General features: G+C 73.2%; 13 protein-coding genes and 1 pseudogene. 5 read left to right on the top strand and 9 right to left on the bottom strand.

The window, feature by feature from the left end:
* Positions 1-1,014: pseudogene (locus G7A99_RS11075) on the top strand (hypothetical protein); the annotation flags it as partial.
* A 703-nt stretch (positions 1,015-1,717) separates the two neighbouring features.
* Here G7A99_RS11075 and G7A99_RS11070 read toward each other — a convergent pair.
* Positions 1,718-2,704: a diacylglycerol kinase family protein gene (locus tag G7A99_RS11070; RefSeq protein ID WP_163140206.1), complete on the bottom strand. Its 987-nt coding sequence runs from the start codon at positions 2,702-2,704 to the stop codon at positions 1,718-1,720.
* A complete protein-coding gene (locus G7A99_RS11065; protein ID WP_163140204.1) occupies positions 2,691-3,896 on the bottom strand; it encodes a CDP-alcohol phosphatidyltransferase family protein in 1,206 nt (401 codons plus the stop codon). The genes G7A99_RS11070 and G7A99_RS11065 overlap by 14 nt, the downstream gene beginning before the upstream one ends.
* A 58-nt stretch (positions 3,897-3,954) precedes the next feature.
* Between G7A99_RS11065 and G7A99_RS11060 the strand changes: the two genes are divergently transcribed.
* The 3 genes from G7A99_RS11060 to G7A99_RS11050 all read left to right on the top strand — a co-directional run bounded on the left by G7A99_RS11060 (position 3,955) and on the right by G7A99_RS11050 (position 7,229).
* Positions 3,955-4,902, top strand: coding sequence for a metallophosphoesterase (locus G7A99_RS11060; RefSeq protein WP_163140202.1), 948 nt, complete (start codon positions 3,955-3,957; stop codon positions 4,900-4,902).
* 87 nt (positions 4,903-4,989) lie between these two features.
* Positions 4,990-6,252, top strand: coding sequence for a glycosyltransferase (locus G7A99_RS11055; RefSeq protein WP_163140200.1), 1,263 nt, complete (start codon positions 4,990-4,992; stop codon positions 6,250-6,252).
* Positions 6,249-7,229 carry a sulfotransferase gene (locus G7A99_RS11050; RefSeq protein ID WP_163140198.1) on the top strand — a complete coding sequence of 327 codons (981 nt, stop codon included), beginning with the start codon at positions 6,249-6,251 and terminating at the stop codon, positions 7,227-7,229. The genes G7A99_RS11055 and G7A99_RS11050 overlap by 4 nt, the downstream gene beginning before the upstream one ends.
* Positions 7,230-7,242: 13 nt before the next feature.
* On the opposite strand, the gene G7A99_RS11045 is transcribed toward G7A99_RS11050, so the two are convergent.
* The 5 genes from G7A99_RS11045 to lptF form a co-directional block, all read right to left on the bottom strand.
* Positions 7,243-8,322: a glycosyltransferase family 2 protein gene (locus G7A99_RS11045; protein WP_205599811.1), complete on the bottom strand. Its 1,080-nt coding sequence runs from the start codon at positions 8,320-8,322 to the stop codon at positions 7,243-7,245.
* A gap of 8 nt (positions 8,323-8,330) precedes the next feature.
* Entirely contained in the window at positions 8,331-9,578 is a 1,248-nt protein-coding gene (locus tag G7A99_RS11040) for a glycosyltransferase (protein ID WP_163140196.1), read from the bottom strand.
* A 135-nt stretch (positions 9,579-9,713) separates the two neighbouring features.
* The gene (locus G7A99_RS11035; protein WP_163140194.1) at positions 9,714-11,045 is read right to left on the bottom strand and encodes a lipopolysaccharide biosynthesis protein; all 1,332 of its coding nucleotides are present in this window, start codon (positions 11,043-11,045) and stop codon (positions 9,714-9,716) included.
* Between the two features lie 9 nt (positions 11,046-11,054).
* Positions 11,055-12,122, bottom strand: a complete 1,068-nt coding sequence (gene lptG / locus G7A99_RS11030; RefSeq protein ID WP_163140192.1) for an LPS export ABC transporter permease LptG — start codon at positions 12,120-12,122, stop codon at positions 11,055-11,057.
* Positions 12,119-13,189 carry an LPS export ABC transporter permease LptF gene (gene lptF, locus G7A99_RS11025; protein WP_163140190.1) on the bottom strand — a complete coding sequence of 357 codons (1,071 nt, stop codon included), beginning with the start codon at positions 13,187-13,189 and terminating at the stop codon, positions 12,119-12,121. The genes lptG and lptF overlap by 4 nt, the downstream gene beginning before the upstream one ends.
* Before the next feature lie 117 nt (positions 13,190-13,306).
* On the opposite strand from lptF, the gene G7A99_RS11020 reads away from it, so the two are divergent.
* Positions 13,307-14,125 carry an NTP transferase domain-containing protein gene (locus G7A99_RS11020; protein WP_240466245.1) on the top strand — a complete coding sequence of 273 codons (819 nt, stop codon included), beginning with the start codon at positions 13,307-13,309 and terminating at the stop codon, positions 14,123-14,125.
* A gap of 168 nt (positions 14,126-14,293) precedes the next feature.
* Here the strand turns inward: G7A99_RS11020 and G7A99_RS11015 are convergent, their stop codons facing one another.
* Both G7A99_RS11015 and G7A99_RS11010 read right to left on the bottom strand, forming a co-directional pair.
* The gene (locus tag G7A99_RS11015; protein WP_163140188.1) at positions 14,294-14,755 is read right to left on the bottom strand and encodes a hypothetical protein; all 462 of its coding nucleotides are present in this window, start codon (positions 14,753-14,755) and stop codon (positions 14,294-14,296) included.
* Between the two features lie 153 nt (positions 14,756-14,908).
* The coding region (locus G7A99_RS11010; RefSeq protein ID WP_163140186.1) for a nucleotidyltransferase family protein at positions 14,909-15,712 on the bottom strand (804 nt) is incomplete at its 5' end.

Raw genomic sequence — 15,712 nt, 5'->3', positions numbered from 1 at the left:
GAGGCCGCGGTGTTCAGCTACGCCGACGACTGGCTGCGCCCGGCCGGCGGCGGGGACACCGGCGACAGCGCCCCCGCACCGTTCATCGACGCCCCCCTGCCCGAACCGGAGGCGGAACTGCGCGAGGTCACGCTGGAGGGGCTGGTCCGCTTCCTGCGCAACCCGGCGGAGGCCTTCCTGCGCCTGCGCCTGGGCACGCGGATGCAGCGCGAGGCGGTGGACGAGGCGGACAGCGAGCCCTTCGACCTGGACGGCCTGGGCGCCTACCAGCTCCGCGAGCACCTGCTCGCCCAGCGCCTCCGCGGCCACGACCCGGAGACCCTGGAACGGCTGCTGGACGCCGCCGGCACCCTGCCGGAAGGCCCGTTCGGCCGCGCGGTGATGGACGACACCGTCACCCGGGTCGAGCGCCTGCGCGAGCACCTCGAACCCCTGCTGGGCGAGCCCCTGCCGGCGCTGGAGGTGGACCTCGAACTGGCGGAGCTGCACCTCACCGGCTGGCTCACGGACCGCCGCGAGGGCGGGCTGCTCACCTACCGCCCGGCCCCGGTACGCCCCGCCGACCGCCTGCGCCTGTGGGTGAGCCACCTCGCACTCAACGCCGTCGCCCCCGGGAACGACCCCGGCCGCGTCAGCCGCCACCTCGGCGAGGGTGGCCGCGAGGCCCCGCCGGCCCTCCTCGCCTTCGCCGCCATCGATCCGGCGCAGGCCCGGGAGCGCCTCGGCGCCCTGCTCGCCCTGTACTGGCGCGGCCTGCGCACGCCCCTGCCCCTGCCGCTGGCGAGCGCCCATGCCTATGCCACCGCCCTGCGCCGCCACGGCGACGCCGACCGCGCCATGACCGCCGCCGCCCGCGTCTGGGAGGACAACCCGTTCCAGGGCGTGCCGGGCGAAGGCAGCGACCCGAGCTGGGCCACCGTGTTCCGCGACGCCGCCCCGCTGGACGACCCCGGGTTCCCCGCCCTCGCCACCGCCCTGTTCGACCCGATGTCCGACGCGGAGATGTCGGAGTAGCCCCGGTGACACGGCCGGACACCTGTCGGTCGCCAGGGGCAACCGGCCTTGTGTGGTTCCGGAGCGGAAGACCGGCAGGTCGTGCACGGCCGCGGGCCGTGTGCGACGCCTTCAATGACCGGGCCGGAACGTCGCACGCCTGCGGCGCACGACCTACGTGGACTCAGCCACCTGACGTGTGCGACAGCCCGCCGCGGCACCGTCCAAAGAACTTCACACGCCCCGGACACCAGCCGCGCACCGGCAAATCGCCGGCACCCCGCCCGTCGGCTGCATGGAGCAACCGACCTGCCGCGGAACGGGCGCACACCGTAGATACCACCTCGCGGATCAAGCGATTTGCAGGTTATGGAATGTCTGGTCCCTGATGACGCCGGAACGGATGTGGACGGGCTTGAGTATGACGGCCCCCAGGGCGACCATGCCGGCTTTTCCCCGCCTGCGCACACGCTGGAAGAATGCGCGGACATCGGGGTTATAAGGCCCCTCAAGGCAGTCCACGCTGCCAGCACGCGGGACGGGATGTCGGCTGCTCCTGGCAGCCGACGATCCCGCCGGCAGGGAGGGAACCGCCGTAGATTCCCACGCAGCCCGCCGGCGTCGTGCTCGGCCCTGATCGTTGTGCGACACCCCCGACCGGGAATGCCACGGGACACCACACCGACGGCGGCGCCGGGCCGGACGTGGCGCGCGTGCTACCGCCTCAGGGCACCAGGAAGGGCATGGCCCGCTCGGCCACGCCCACGTGCACCGGGCCGCGGGCGCTGTCGGCGGGGTAGAGCTCGCCGTCGACGACGTAGTCGCCGTCGATATCGAGGGTGACGGCATCCACGTCGCCGCTGGCGAAGCCGCGCCGGGGGGACAGCCGGCGGCCCGGACGGCCGCGGAGCAGCCGCGGCAGCGCGGCGACCAGACGGCCGGGACGGGCGGGCATGACCGTGCAGTGCAGCGCGCCGGCCCCACCGCCCCAGTACGGATGGCTGCCGAAGAGCAGCCGGTCCAGGGCGCTGACCAGCACCAGCCCGTGGTCGACGGGCGGCGCCAGCGCCGCCGGCTCGCGCAGGGTCACGCCACGGCCGCGCGGACGCCGGGTAAACGGCGCCGCCAGGGTCCTCAGCACCGCCAGCGCGGAGGCCTTCTCCCCCACCAGGCCGCGGCCGCGCACCCGCTCGCGGAAGTATCCCACCCCGTCGGCAATCATACCGGCGCCGAAGAACATCCCGCACACCCGGTGGCCGCCGTGCCCGACGCCGAGCACCGGCCGATACCGCGCGGTCAGCTTGCGTGCATCCGCCACGGCGGAGACCAGGCGCTCCAGCACGGCGACGGGCCCGCCGCGCAGGCCGATATCCCGCGCGGTCATGTCCGTACTGCCGGCAGGAACCACCACCAGCCACGGCAGGTGCGGGAACGGCCGCGCCTCGAGCAGCTGCCCCAGCACCGCCTGCACCGTGCCGTCACCGCCCACGACCACCAGCGCCGTGACGCCGTCCGCGGCCATGGCCTCCAGCGCCGCCGCCATCCCCGCGGGGGTATCGGCCTCGTGGGCGGCGGTCAGCGGCAGCGAGGCGGCCAGCGCCCGCACCCGCTCCAGCGGTCGGCGCAGACCGCCGGCACGGGGATTGAGCAGCAGCCCCAGCCGCTCGCCGCCGAGGGCCACCGCCGCAGCGGCGGACTCAGCGTCGGGCACCGGCGCCTCCGGCCGGGGCCTGGGTGAAGCAGCGCACCGCCAGGCGGTCACGGTCCCGGGCGGGGTCGACGTCGTTGAGCCAGGGCACGAGCGCCGCACCGCGGGCACGGATCGCCGCCTGCATCACCCGGGCCGCGAGCACCAGCGTGGAGAGCACGTGCCAGGCGGCCACCGCCCACAGCCCCAGGTCCGGCCGCCCGCCCAGCCAGAAGGCGGTGAGCAGGATGAGATTCGGGTTGCGCCGCGCCGTGATCAGGCGGTTGAAGGAGTCGAACGGCCGCCAGATGAACAGCGAGAAGGGCGCGGCGAACCACTGGAACGCCCCCTCGCACAGCCGCCCGCCGATATAGGCGGCGAAGATCGCGGTGACGGTCACGTCCAGCGACGGCGTCAGCGTCCACGGTGCCGCCAGCCCGAGCCCCCAGGCGAGATACCAGAAGGGCGGGTGGATGAGGTCGATGCCGTGATCCAGGTAGTCGCCGAACCGGCTGGAGGTCAGGGTCACCCGGGCGAGCTTGCCGTCCACGGTGTCCAGGAAGGTCATCAGCCACCCGGCCACGAGCCCGAGGCCGTAGGCCCCGCCCGCGAACGCCACCAGTGCCGCGACCGCCAGCACCAGGCTGGCGGTGGTCACCGCGTTGGGCGAGAGCCCGAGACGGATGCAGCCGTGCACCGCCCACTGCGCCGGCACCGGCCACAGCCACTTGGTGATCAGGTCGGTCACGCCCTTGTAGGCGCCGGAGAACAGCCAGCGCTCCAGCGCCCGGCGATTGTCGGCGGTGATGCGCGACACCCGCGGCGGCGTGACGCTGCGCAGCCGCGACCGGAAGCCGGAGGCGAGCTCGCCGGCGGACCTCGACGGCCGGTCCGCCAGCCCACCGGCATCCGCCGCGGCCACCACCTGCAGCAGCGCCGCCGTCTCCCCGCCGGCGCCCCGGGCCGCCACCAGCGTGCCGTCCTCGCCGAGCAGGCACACCGGCTCCGCGCCCTCGACGAGCCCGCGCAGCACCGCGCCATCATAGGCATGGTCGGCGCGCAGCGCGACCACTACCGCCTCCGCCGGAACCGCCTCCGGGCCGGTGACGGCCTCCACGCCGTCCATGGCGGCGAACGCCCGCTCCAGGCGCTCGCGGCCGGTGAGCCCCCACAGGCGGACCGGGCTGTCCCCGGTGACGCAGACGTACACTGGCATCGTGGCCCCTTCGTTGTCGCTTCCCACCGAAATGGGCGCTCATTATACTGGCGCGGCCATGGAATCCACGAACAGTGAGGGTGCGCGCGGCCTCGCCTTCGCCCACCTCTCGGATCCCCACCTCACGTCGCTGCGCGACCTGCGCCGCCGGGAGCTGATCGGCAAGCGCCTCCTCGGCTACCTCTCCTGGCGCCGGGGCCGGCGGCATGTCCACTGCGACGGCATCCTCGCGGCACTGCAGCGCGCCCTCGCCACGCACCCCGACGAGGAGATCGCGGTCACCGGCGACCTCACCCACCTCGGCACACCGGACGAATACCGCGAGGCCCGCGACTGGCTCGCCGCGCTCGGCCCCGGTCCACGGGTCACGGTGGTCCCGGGCAACCACGACCTCTATGTCCCGGTCCGCTGGGAGGACACCCTCGCGGAGTGGGCCGCGCACATGTGCGGCGACGGCGACGGCGACGACCGCCCCGGCTTCCCCTTCGAGCGCCGCCGCGGGCCGGTAAGCTTCATCGGCGTGAACACCGCCTACCCGAGCGCGCCGCTGCTCGCCACCGGCCGGATCGACGGCGACCAGCTCGACGGCATCGGCCGGGCACTGGCGCGCGCCGGCGAGGCGGGGCGATTCCGGGTCGTGCTCATGCACCACCCGCCGCAGCCGGACGCGGTCTCCCGGCGCAAGTCGCTCCTCGCCGCCGGGCGCTTCCGCGCGCTCGTACGCCGCCACGGCGCCGAGCTGGTCCTCCACGGCCACGCCCATCGCCGCCTGCGGGGCGAGATCGACGGCCCCCGCGGACCGGTGCCGGTACTCGGCGCCCCGTCCGTCTCCCAGCGCACCCACGACCCGGCGCGCAACGCGGCCTACCACCGCTGCGTCGTCACCCCCACGCCGACGGGCTGGCAGCTCGCGGTCACGGTGCACGCCTACGACACCGAAACCGGAGACTTCACCACACGGGCGGACGCCGGCCACACACTGGAGATACCGCGGCAATCCGCCTGAGCCGGCACGGACGTGCCCGGGTCCGCTGTGTATAATCCCGCGCCCACGAGACCGCACCGCAGCCCGTCCCGATCCGCAGAGGTGGCCATGGACACACCCGAGAGCCGACGCCCGGACATCGCCCTGCTGCTGCCCTCGCTGGCCGCCGGCGGCGTCGGCCGGATGACGCTGAACCTGGCCGCCGGCTTCGTGGCCCGCGGCCTGCGCGTGGACCTGGTGCTGTGCCGGCCCGAGGGGCCGTACATGGACGCGATCCCCGACGGCGTTCACCTGGTCACCCTGCAGCGGGAATCCGGCCCCGCTGCACGGCTGCGGCTTGCCCGGCTGTACCCGCGGGAGATCGGGCTGCTCGCGCGCCCCGCGCTGCTCGCCCCGCGGCCCGCGCCGGTGCAGCCCTACGTGGCGGACCTCGCCCGCTACCTGGCGGAGTACCGCCCCGCGAGCCTGCTCGCCGCGAAGACGCGCACCAACCTCCTCGCCCTCTGGGCCCGGCATCAAAGTGGCCTAGCCACTCGAACCGTAATCGCGGAGCACACCCAGCTCTCCCGCGCCATCGCCGCCAGCCGCAAGTGGCGCTGGCACTACATCGCACCGCTGGTCGGGCGCTTCTACCCGGAGGCGGACGCCATCGTCTCGGTCTCCGAGGGCGTCGGCGACGACCTCGCGGCGACCGCCGGGCTGCCACGCGGGTCCATCACCACGCTCCACAACCCGGTGGTCACGCCGGCACTGGCCGAACGGGCCGCCGAACCGTCGCCGCACCCGTGGTTCACCGACGGCGGGCCGCCGGTGGTGGTCGCGGCGGGCCGGCTGGTGGCACAGAAAAACTTCCCGCTGCTGCTGGACGCCTTCGCCCGCCTGCGGGCCGGACGCGCGGCACGGCTGGTGATCCTGGGCGAAGGCCCGGAGCGGGAGCGGCTGGAGTCACAGGCGCGGGCGCTGGGGATAGACACCGACGTCGCCCTGCCGGGCCAGGTGAAGAACCCCTACGCGGCCTTCGCCCGGGCGGCGCTGTTCACGCTGTCCTCGGACTTCGAGGGCCTGCCCACAGTGCTCATCGAGGCCCTCGCCTGCGGCTGTCCGGTGGTGAGCACGGACTGCCCCAGCGGCCCGGCGGAGATACTGGACCGCGGCCGCCACGGACCGCTGGTCCCCCTCGGGGACGCCCCCGCGCTCGCAACCGCGATGGCCGCGGTGCTGGACGACCCGCCCCCGGCGGAGGCCGTGCGCGCCCGGGGCCACGCATTCAGCCAGGAACGCAGCGTCACGCGCCACCTCGACATCCTCGGTCTGACGGCTACCGCGGGGGAGGCGGCCGTCACGGCCAACGCCAGCGGAGGCGCCGGATGACGCCAAGCACCGAGAGCATCATCCACGCGGGCTATCACAAGACGGCGACGACCTGGTTCCAGAAGCGCTTCTACCCACTGGTGTCCAGCCACCGTTACATCCCGCGGGATCACGTCCAGGAGGCGCTGCTCAAGCCCCACGCCTTCAACTTCTCGCCGGAGCATGCACGGACGGCGCTCGAGCTGGACGGCACCGGACCGGTGATCCTCTGCGAGGAGGAACTCAGCGGCAGTTTCGAAACCGCCGGCCATCAGGGCGCGATGTCCAAGGAGATCGCCGACCGGCTGACCCGGGTGCTGCCCCGTGCCCGGATCGTGCTGTTCATCCGCCATCAGGTCGACATGATCGCCTCCGCGTATGCCCAGTACATCAAGGGCGGTGGCACCCTGGCGCCGGAACAGTTCCTGTTCCCGGCGCGCTATCGCAAAGGGATCTGGCGCCTGCCCTTCAAGAAACCGCTGTTCGACTTCGCCCACTTCGCCTATCTCGGGCTGATCCGCCACTACCGGGCCCTCTTCGGCGCCGATCGCGTGCACGTGTTCACCTACGAGGCGTTCCGCGCCAACGCACAGGGGTTTCTCGCGGACTATGCGGATCATCTGGGTCTGACGGTCGATCTCGGGACACCCGATGCCGGATCGGCCAACTCCGCCTACCGGCACCGGACCCTGCGGCTGGCGCGGGTGCTCAACCATCTCACCTACCGCAGCGTGAACGACAAGCGCTACATCCTGCCCAGCGGCCGCTACCGCTACCTGAAAGACCTGCTCCGCCGCTTCGACCGCTCGCCCCTCGCGGGCCGGACGCTTACACCGCGAGAGCTGCTCGGCGACGGGATCGTGGACTACATCGAGGACTACTACGCCGCGAGCAACCGCACCCTGGCCGCAGAGACGGGGCTGCCGCTGGCCGGCTGGGGCTATCCGGGCACGAGCGTCGAAGCCGAGCAGCGCCCACGTAACGCCGCGACGGAATAACGGCTCCGCGGCCTCAGTCCGGTGTGTCGCCGGCGCGCTGCGCCTGCGGCGGGGCGTAGTCCAGCGCCGGTGCCGGCACGCGGCACGGCAGCCAGCGGCCGCCGTAGGGCGCGAACGGCCGCATCAGCGGCGAGCGCAGCATCCGCATGACCGCACGACCACCCAGGCGTCGCCGTGCACGCCAGCAGACCCGCACCCAGCGCCGGGCGGCCGCCCCAGCCAGGGCGGCCTGATCGTAGCGGCCCACGCGCCGGTTGGCGGCGAGGAGGTCGCTGAGCCAGGCCTCGGCCCAGTCGACGTAGTCGTGATCCGGCACCCCGAGCACTCCACCCCGGCCCAGGCGGTAGTGCCGGTCCAGGTCCGCGTCCGAGGGCCGTAGCCCCAGGGCCTCCAGCTGGGCGCGATGGATCGCGATCTTGCGCTCGCGGGAGAGGTCCGCGGCCAGATTGGTGGAACGGCCGGGGTGCTCCCGCCCGCAGGAGAGGATGACGGGCAGATTCGCCAGGCGATGCTGCGCCGACAGCCGCACGTGCAATTCGTAGTCCTGGCTGCGCGGGAAGTCCTCGCGATAGCGGTGGGCCTGCAGCACCGCGGTGCGTGCCATTAGCGAGCGGTTGGAGATGCAGCAGCGGAACAGCAGCTCGGCATCGACCGCCGCGGACACGACGGGCTGACGGCGCACCTGCCGTGACATCCGGCCGTCACCATCCATGAAGCTGCCCCAGGTCCCGACCTCGGCGTGATCGGGATGGGCGTCCAGGAAACTCACCTGCGCGGCGAGCCGCTCCGGGTAGGCGTAATCATCGCTGTCGAGCAGGGCGATATACTCGCCCCGGGCCTCGTCGAGTCCACGATTGCGGGTCTGCGGAATGCCGAGATTGGCCCCGTTGCTCAGCGCGCGTACCCGTGGGTTCGCCGCCTGGTAACGATGCATCAGCTCCAGGCTGCCGTCGGTGGAGCCGTCGTCGATCAGCAGCAGCTCGAAGTCGCTGAACGTCTGGGCGAGGATGCTGTTGACCGCGACCGGCAGATAGCGCTCCCGGTTGTGGACCGGAATCACGACGGTAACGCGGGGGCGATGCGGCATCGACATGGCAAGAGTCATCCCTGGCAGGCGTCGCCATGGCCCGGTCCGGGCGCAGGCGGGAGCTGTTTCTGGTAGAGCACCAGGATGCGCTCCATGGTGAACGCCCCGGCGCGCTGGCACACGGTCCCGGGCGCCGGGGGCTCGGCCAGGGTGGCCGCCAGGGCGTCCGCCATTGCGCGATCGTCGCCGACGGGCACGAGCCGGCCCCAGCGCCCGTCCTCCAGGATCTCCGCCGGTCCGCTGGGGCAGTCCGTGCTCACCACCGGACAGTCGCAGGCCAGGGCCTGGATGAGCACGCCGGGCAACCCCTCGTAGCGCGAGCTCAGCACGAATGCCGATGCCCGCGCCATGAAGGCGAAGGGGTTGTCCACGAAGCCGGGCATGTCCACGTCCGCCGCCACCCCGAGCTGCCGGGCCTGCTGCTCCAGCGCCCGGCGCTCGCGCCCCTCCCCCAGGATGATCAGCCGCGCCGCGCGGTCGGCACGCAGCCGCGCGAAGGCGCGGAGCAGCGTCGGGAAGTCCTTCTGGTAGTGCAGCCGGCCCGCGGCGAGCAGCACCGGGGCGCCGTCCGGCTCGTCCAGCCAGGGGTGCCCGGAAGGCACCGCCGCGCGCTCCCGGAGGCCATCGTCGACCACCGGGTTCGGGATCACCGGCACCCGCGCGGGGTCGAGCCCCGTGCGCTCGCACAGGTCCGCCGCCACCCCCCGGGAGACGGCGATCACCGCCTCCGCCCGCGGATAGAGCCGGCGCACCGGCCCGAGCACCAGGCGCTTGCGGGGCGTGCGGCCGGCGCGGAGGTAATCGCTGATCTGGGTGCGCTGGGAGAGCAACAGTCGCGCATCGGAGCCGGCGAGGGCGTGGGCACAGACGGCAGCGAGGTTGCCGTAGTGCTGGGCGGCAAGCAGCGTCGCCGGCCGGGCCCGCACGAGATAGCGCGCCAGCGCGGGGATGGCCCCCAGCACCCGCGGCGCACCGGGCAGCCAGACGATCGGCCCGAGGGCCCGGAGCAGGCCCGGACGACGCACCAGCGCCGGCAGGCACGCCTGGGCCACCGGGGCACGCAGGTCCACCAGCTGCACGCCCGGCGGCACCCGGTCCCGGTAGGCACCGCTGCCGTAGGCCACCAGCAGATCGACCCGGTAGCCGCGGGCCGCGAGCGCGGCGGCCAGGTCGAGGAACACGCGCACGGGCCCCACGCCGGCGAGCGAGCGCAGGAACAGCGCCACGGTGGGGGCCTCGAAGGACGGGTCCGGCTCGGTCACGGGACGCGGATGACACTCGTGGTTGCGTGGCAGAGGGCGCCCGGAGCGGCCCGGGCGGCACAATGCGCGGTATCTACGCACCCGGCGTCGCCCCCCGTCAAGCGGCACCCGCCGGCCGCTGCCCGGCGAGCCGCGTCATCCGGCGGTGCGCAGCCATGGCAGGGCCGCGACGAGGCGCACCAGCAGCCGTGCGAGTGCCGAGACCGCGGCGGCCAGCCCGGCCCCCTCCACGCCCATCACGCCCACCAGCGGCGCCACCGCTGCCAGGTACACCAGCGTGCCCACCCCCTGGGAGAGCAGCGCGCGGCCCGGGTGCCCGGCGGAGACCAGCAGCGGCCCGAGGGGGAACCACCACACCGGCAGCAACATGGCAAAGGCGAGCATCAGCATCACCGCGTAGGCCTCGCGGGCCGGCTCACCGCCCATCAGTCCCAGCAGTGGCCCGCCCACCAGCGCCAGCACCGCCATCACCGCCAGGACCAGCACGCCACCGAGCATTACCGTGCGCAGGATCAGCCGCCGCAGACGCCGGGTCTCGCCTGCGGTCAACAGACCGGCGATCTCGGGGTAGATCGCCGGCGTGAGCAGCTTCACCGGCTTGCTAAGGGCCTGGGCGAGCCGGTCGGCGACATGGAACAGGCCCACCGCATCCGCCCCCAGGAGCACGCCCACCGCAAGCGTACCCATCTGCTCGACGCCCAGCGCGAGGATGGCATTGGCGCTCGTGATCCCGATGAAACGCAGGATGCCCGGGAAACGTCCGCGCAACCCCCGCCAGTCGTCGGCGGGCCCGGCCAGCAGGCCCTGGCGGGCGAGCTCCCCGCAGGCACAGACAACCAGCGAGAGAGTAGTCAGAAGACGTGCCAGGAACCACACCGCGAGGAACCCGGCGATCCCCCAGTCCAGCACCATCGCCACACCCACGCCGACGAGACGCACACCGGACTGCACCGGCGAGCGCACGGCGAGCAGGTCGAAACGGCCGAACAGCCGCAGCACCCCCAAGGGGGTCGCGGAGATCATGAACAGCGCCGAGAGCCCGTAGAGCGCGGCCATCGGCGTGACCGCCGCCGGCCAGCCGATCAACGTCCCCGCAGCCCCCGCGAGCACTGCGCAAACGAGCGCCGCAACCGCTGCGCTGGCAACGTCCAGCAACGCGGTGAACCGGATCAGGCGGCGCAGTCCCGGCCGATCCCCCTCGTGAAGCAGGGGTGTACCGTAACGCAGGATCGCCTGCCAGGACTTGAAGTTGACCACGCGGCTGACCACCAGCGTGAACGTGTGCACCAGCGCCAGGGTGCCGTAGCCCTCGATCCCGAGGGCGCGCACCGCCAGCGCGATGGTGATCAGCCCGAGCACGGCGCTCACGGTCTTGCCGCCGAGCAGCTTGCCGGAGTTGGCGAGCACCCGGCGCAGCGCGCCCTCGCTGATGGTCGCGCCCGTCGCTGGCTGTTGCCCGCCTGCCATGCCGCCCCCTTACCGCCGCCAACCCGCGAGCACGGCGGCGACGACGAGCATCGCCCCCGCGGGCACCAGGGCGATCGCGGCCGCGGGAAGCCCCAGCGCCAGCCCGGTGCTGGCCAGGATCTCGTCACCGATGAACACCGCGATACCGGTGAACGCCCCGAGCACCAGGCGCGGTGCCAGCGCCCCGCGGGGGGCACCGCCGGTGACGAAGGCGGTGGCGAGCAGCGTGAGCGCGATGGTCAGCAGGCCGTGCCCCGCCTTGCGCCACAGCGCCAGCGCGTACCGCGCCGAGGGACTGCCGCTGGCGCGCAGGTAGGCCACGTAGCCGGCCAGATCCACCGGTCCCAGGCTCTCCGGCGGCTGCTGCATGGCCGCGATCCGGGCCTGGTCGATGAACGGTGTCCAATCGAGGCTGGCGCGGTGCTCGCTGCCGGTCTCCGCGCCGGAGAAACGCTTGATGGTGACGTCGTGCAGCCGCCAGGTGCCGTCTCCGCGGATCTCGGCCCGGGCGGCGTGGACGTAGCGGGCGAGGCGCGCCTCGCCATGCAGCCGGAACAGCTCCACGTCCACGGGTACCCGGCCGTGACGCATCGCACCGATGTGCAGGATCCGGTGCCGGTCGCGCAGCCACAGCCCCAGGCCGCCTTCACCGCGATCCATGCCGGCGATGAGCTCGGTACGCCGCTCGATCGCGTGCTGCTGTGCCGCCGGGGCGACCACCCCCTGCAGGGCGACATACACCAGGACCAGGGCCAGGGCCGCGAGGCCGGTGGCGCGGCGCAGCCGCCACCCGGACATCCCCACTGCGCGCAGGGCGATCAGCTCGTCGTGGGCGGCCAGCAGCCCGAGCCCCACGATCCCGCCCAGCAGCCCGATGAACGGGGCGAGCTGGACCAGCCGCCGGGGCACGAGCAGCGCCGTGTGCACCAGTGCGTCCACGAAACCGTAGCCCCCGCGGCCCAGGTCCTCGAGCTGCTCGGCGAGATCGAGCAGGGAGAACAGCGGCAGCAGCACCGCCGCGGCGATGCCGAAACCGACCAGCAGCCGGGTGACGACGTGACGTTCGAGGCGGCTCACCCGCCACCTCCCCGCAGCGGCGACGCCACCCCACGCACCCACAGCCCGAGGAGCGCCGCCGCGGCCAGCGCGTGGACCCACCACACGCCGGGGAAGGCCCCCACCGCGGACTGCTCCACCCAGCTCCGGGCCATGTCCGTGGCCACGAAGTAGAGCGCGAACACCCCCATGGCGGTGAACACCCGCGCGTAACGGCCACGCCGCGGCGCGGTGGCGCTCAGCGGCACCGCCAGGAGCGCGAGCAGCAGGGTCGCCAGCGGGCGCGAGGCCCGCCACTGCCACTCGGCGACATCGTCCGGGCGCTGCGAGCGCAGCAGCGAGGCGGTCGCCGCGGCCTTGCGCTGGTAGCCCACCAGCTGGGACGGCTGCTCGAGGCGCAGGGTCAGCTCGCTGAACTCGGAGACACGGTCATTGCCGCCGCCGCGATCGAGGGTATAGACGGCGCCGTCGTCCAGGAGCAGGCGGCTGCGCCCCGCCGCCCCGGCCGGCTGGCGCGCCCGATCGGCGAGCACCAGCTGGGTCGTGCCCTCTCCCCCCTCGTAGAACAGGAAACCCCTGAGCCCGTCCCCGTCGCGGGCGCGGGCATGGACCACCCGGCCGGTATCGTCGTTGGCCTGGAAGTGTCCGGGCGCGAGGTCTTCCAGCTCGAACTCCGCACCCTGCTCCGCCTCCAGGGTGTAGACGCGCTCGTAGGCCCAGGCACGTGCGAACAGCGAGACCCCGCCGACCAGCACCGCGACCGCAACGGCCACCACCAGCACGCCACGCACCAGCGCCGCACCGCTGAAACCCAGCGCCCGCAGCCCCACCACCTCGTGGTCGTGGTGCAGACGGCCCAGGGCGATCACCACCGCCAGGTAGAGCCCCAGAGGCAGCAGCACGTCCAGGGCGATCAGGGTGCGCAGCGCCACGAGCTCCAGGAGCACGGGCAGCTCCAGCGCGACCGCCGTCGCACCCGCCAGGCTCCGCGCGGCGTCGAAGGCCGCGAAGATCACGACGAGCAGTGCCAGCACGGGGATCAGGGCACGGCCGACCTCGGCGGCGGTGTAGCGGACGATGCGGGACAAAAACGGACTCCCTCCGGGAACGGGCGCCCGGCAGACGCCCCTGTCGGGCCGCCGCTAATGCTAATACAGCGGCGATGTGATGAAATAGTGGCGTTCTTGCCCGAGCAACCGGACCCGATGATGGATTCACTGTCACCGTCACGGCACGGGGCGGCAGATGCCCCCGAAGCCCCGACCCACGCCCTGCTGCTCAGCGCCGGTCAGGGGCGCCGCCTGCTGCCACTGACGGAGGACAGGCCCAAGTGCTCCCTGAGCTTCCACGGCCGCAGCGTACTCGAATGGCAGATCGATACCCTGCTGGAAGCGGGCGTCGACGGCGTGACCGTCGTGACCGGCTACGGCGCCGAGCTCGTCGAGGCACTGCTCGAGCGCCGCTACGGGAACGCCGGCGTGCAGACCGTGTTCAATCCCTTCTACCGGGTCTCGGACAACCTCGCGAGCTGCTGGATCGCCCGCGAGGCGATCCGCGGCGAGCTGCTGCTCATCAACGGCGACACCCTCTTCGAGGGCGATATCGTCCGCGACGTACTGGCCGCGCCGCCGGCCCCCGTGACCCTCACGGTGGACTTCAAGGACGCCTACGACGACGACGACATGAAGGTCTCGCTGCACGGCGACGGCCGGCTGCGCCGGGTGGGCAAGCGCCTCGACCCCTCGGAGGTGGACGGCGAGTCCATCGGCATGACCCGCTTCCAGGGCGACGGCGCGGCGCTGTTCCGCGAGGCCGTCGAGAACGCCATGCGCGACCCGGACGCGCTGCGGCTGTGGTACCTCTCCATCATCGACGCCATGGCCGACCAGGGCCACGTCCGGGCCTTCCCCATTGCCGGACGGCAGTGGGCGGAGCTCGACTTCCCCGAGGACCTGGAGCCGGTGAGCGAGGTCCTCGCCGCGCAGCTGCCGGCGGCCTCCACCGGCACGGCCCAGGGGGGCTGAGCGATACCCGCCCCTTCGTAGCCGGTTCGGCCGGGTATCTGTCACCGCCGACCTGGGACGATCCTGCTTCCAGCCCCGTGAATGCGAACAAGCCCCATTACGTATTCAGTGGGGATCCTTCCGTGGCGGCAACGCCCCTCACCGGGTGGAACCGCCAGGCCGGCGGCGTCAGCCGTGTACGCCGGCCACGCCGCCGGCGACGGTGACGAGCGCGAACCCCAGCAGGAGCATGTGCAGGTAATGCATGCGCGCAAGCCGGGACGGCAGGTCCCGCTCCAGCGGACCGGACATGATCCGCCGCAGGACCCCGGTGGGCCCGAGGACGAAGAGCATGAGGAAGAACAGCGTCCAGAGGGCGATCATCGCCCACAGCCACCAGAAGGCCGGCTCGCCGAGGACACGCCAGAGCTGCAGGCGGTAAAGCATCCAGCCACCGGAGGCACCGACCGTCAGCACCGCCACGCGCACCTGTGGCGCGAAGCGCCGCTCGACGGCGTGGAAACGCTCCAGCGCACCGTCCGGATGGCGGCGCAGGTGGGGCAGGACAACGGTGGTGACAAGCGCCATGCCGCCGACCCACCAGACGACGCCGAGCACGTGAAGCACGATGGCCACGGTGATGTCGGACACCGGCGATCCTCCTGATCGCACCTCATCAGTAACCCGGCCGGCAGCGGCGGGCGCGCCCTGCCGGCGGACGCAGGCATCCCGGCCGATGGCCGGATCATAAGCAGTATATTTTGGTTTTCTACAAGAGGGAATCCGCCCGTTACCGGCCGGCGGTCAGGCGGTGGGCGGCGTCCTCCTACCGACAGAGGCCACAGGCCGGTCTCCGGCCAGCATCGCCTCGGCGAGCGCCAGGTCCGCCGCGGAGTCCACGTCCACCCCGGCCCGCGCCCAGGGCAGAATCACCGCCCCGACGCTGACCCCGAGACGGCGCGAGAGGGTCTCCAGCGCCGCCTCCAGGCTCAGCCGCCCGAGGGCGTAGCGCGCCACCGCCGCGGGCCCGATCGCGCCCAGCACCACCTGCCAGGGACGCTTGCGCCGCGCCTCCACCCGCTGCCAGTAACGCACCAGCGAACGGCCCGCCGGGGTCGGAAAGGCGAACAGGTTCGTGCCGCAGACGGCGGCGTCACTGAGCCGGGTGACCGTGCGGCGCACCCCGGGGAAGGCCGCCGTCACCGTCTCGTACTCGACCAGCCCCACCACGGCATCCCAGCCGCCGGTGGCCGCCGCTGCCGTGAAACCGTCGACCATCTCCGGGGTCAGCAGCGCGTGATCCCCGGTGGTCACCAGGGCCGGGCCGGCCCCGCCGGAGTGCGCCAGCCCCGCCTCGGCGCTCGCGCTCGGCCCGGCCTGCGGGGCGAGCCAGTCCACGGCACCAGTATCGACGCGCCCGCTCAGCTCGGCGCTGTCCGCCAGCGCCGACGCCGGCGGGCCGCACAGCACCGTGCGCGTCACCGCCGGGCTCGCCGCCAGCGCGTCCAGCACACGCAGGACCATGGGACGCCCGGCCACCGGCGCGAGGACCTTGCAGGCGGACCCGGTGGCGGCAGCCACCGGGTCCGCGGGCCCGCGGTCGGCGGC

The organism is Arhodomonas sp. KWT (assembly GCF_010993615.1).
The sequence above is the reverse complement of the archived record's forward strand: the minus strand, read 5'-3'. Positions and strand labels throughout refer to the sequence as shown.

What these genes read in the sequence shown, in the direction of transcription:
- G7A99_RS11065 (WP_163140204.1), bottom strand. Translation starts at nt 3,896, where the DNA reads ATGCCAGTGTACGTCTGCGTCACCGGGGACAGCCCGGTCCGCCTGTGG.
- G7A99_RS11060 (WP_163140202.1), top strand. Translation starts at nt 3,955, where the DNA reads ATGGAATCCACGAACAGTGAGGGTGCGCGCGGCCTCGCCTTCGCCCAC.
- G7A99_RS11055 (WP_163140200.1), top strand. Translation starts at nt 4,990, where the DNA reads ATGGACACACCCGAGAGCCGACGCCCGGACATCGCCCTGCTGCTGCCC.
- G7A99_RS11050 (WP_163140198.1), top strand. Translation starts at nt 6,249, where the DNA reads ATGACGCCAAGCACCGAGAGCATCATCCACGCGGGCTATCACAAGACG.
- G7A99_RS11045 (WP_205599811.1), bottom strand. Translation starts at nt 8,322, where the DNA reads ATGTCGATGCCGCATCGCCCCCGCGTTACCGTCGTGATTCCGGTCCAC.
- G7A99_RS11035 (WP_163140194.1), bottom strand. Translation starts at nt 11,045, where the DNA reads ATGGCAGGCGGGCAACAGCCAGCGACGGGCGCGACCATCAGCGAGGGC.
- G7A99_RS11020 (WP_240466245.1), top strand. Translation starts at nt 13,307, where the DNA reads ATGATGGATTCACTGTCACCGTCACGGCACGGGGCGGCAGATGCCCCC.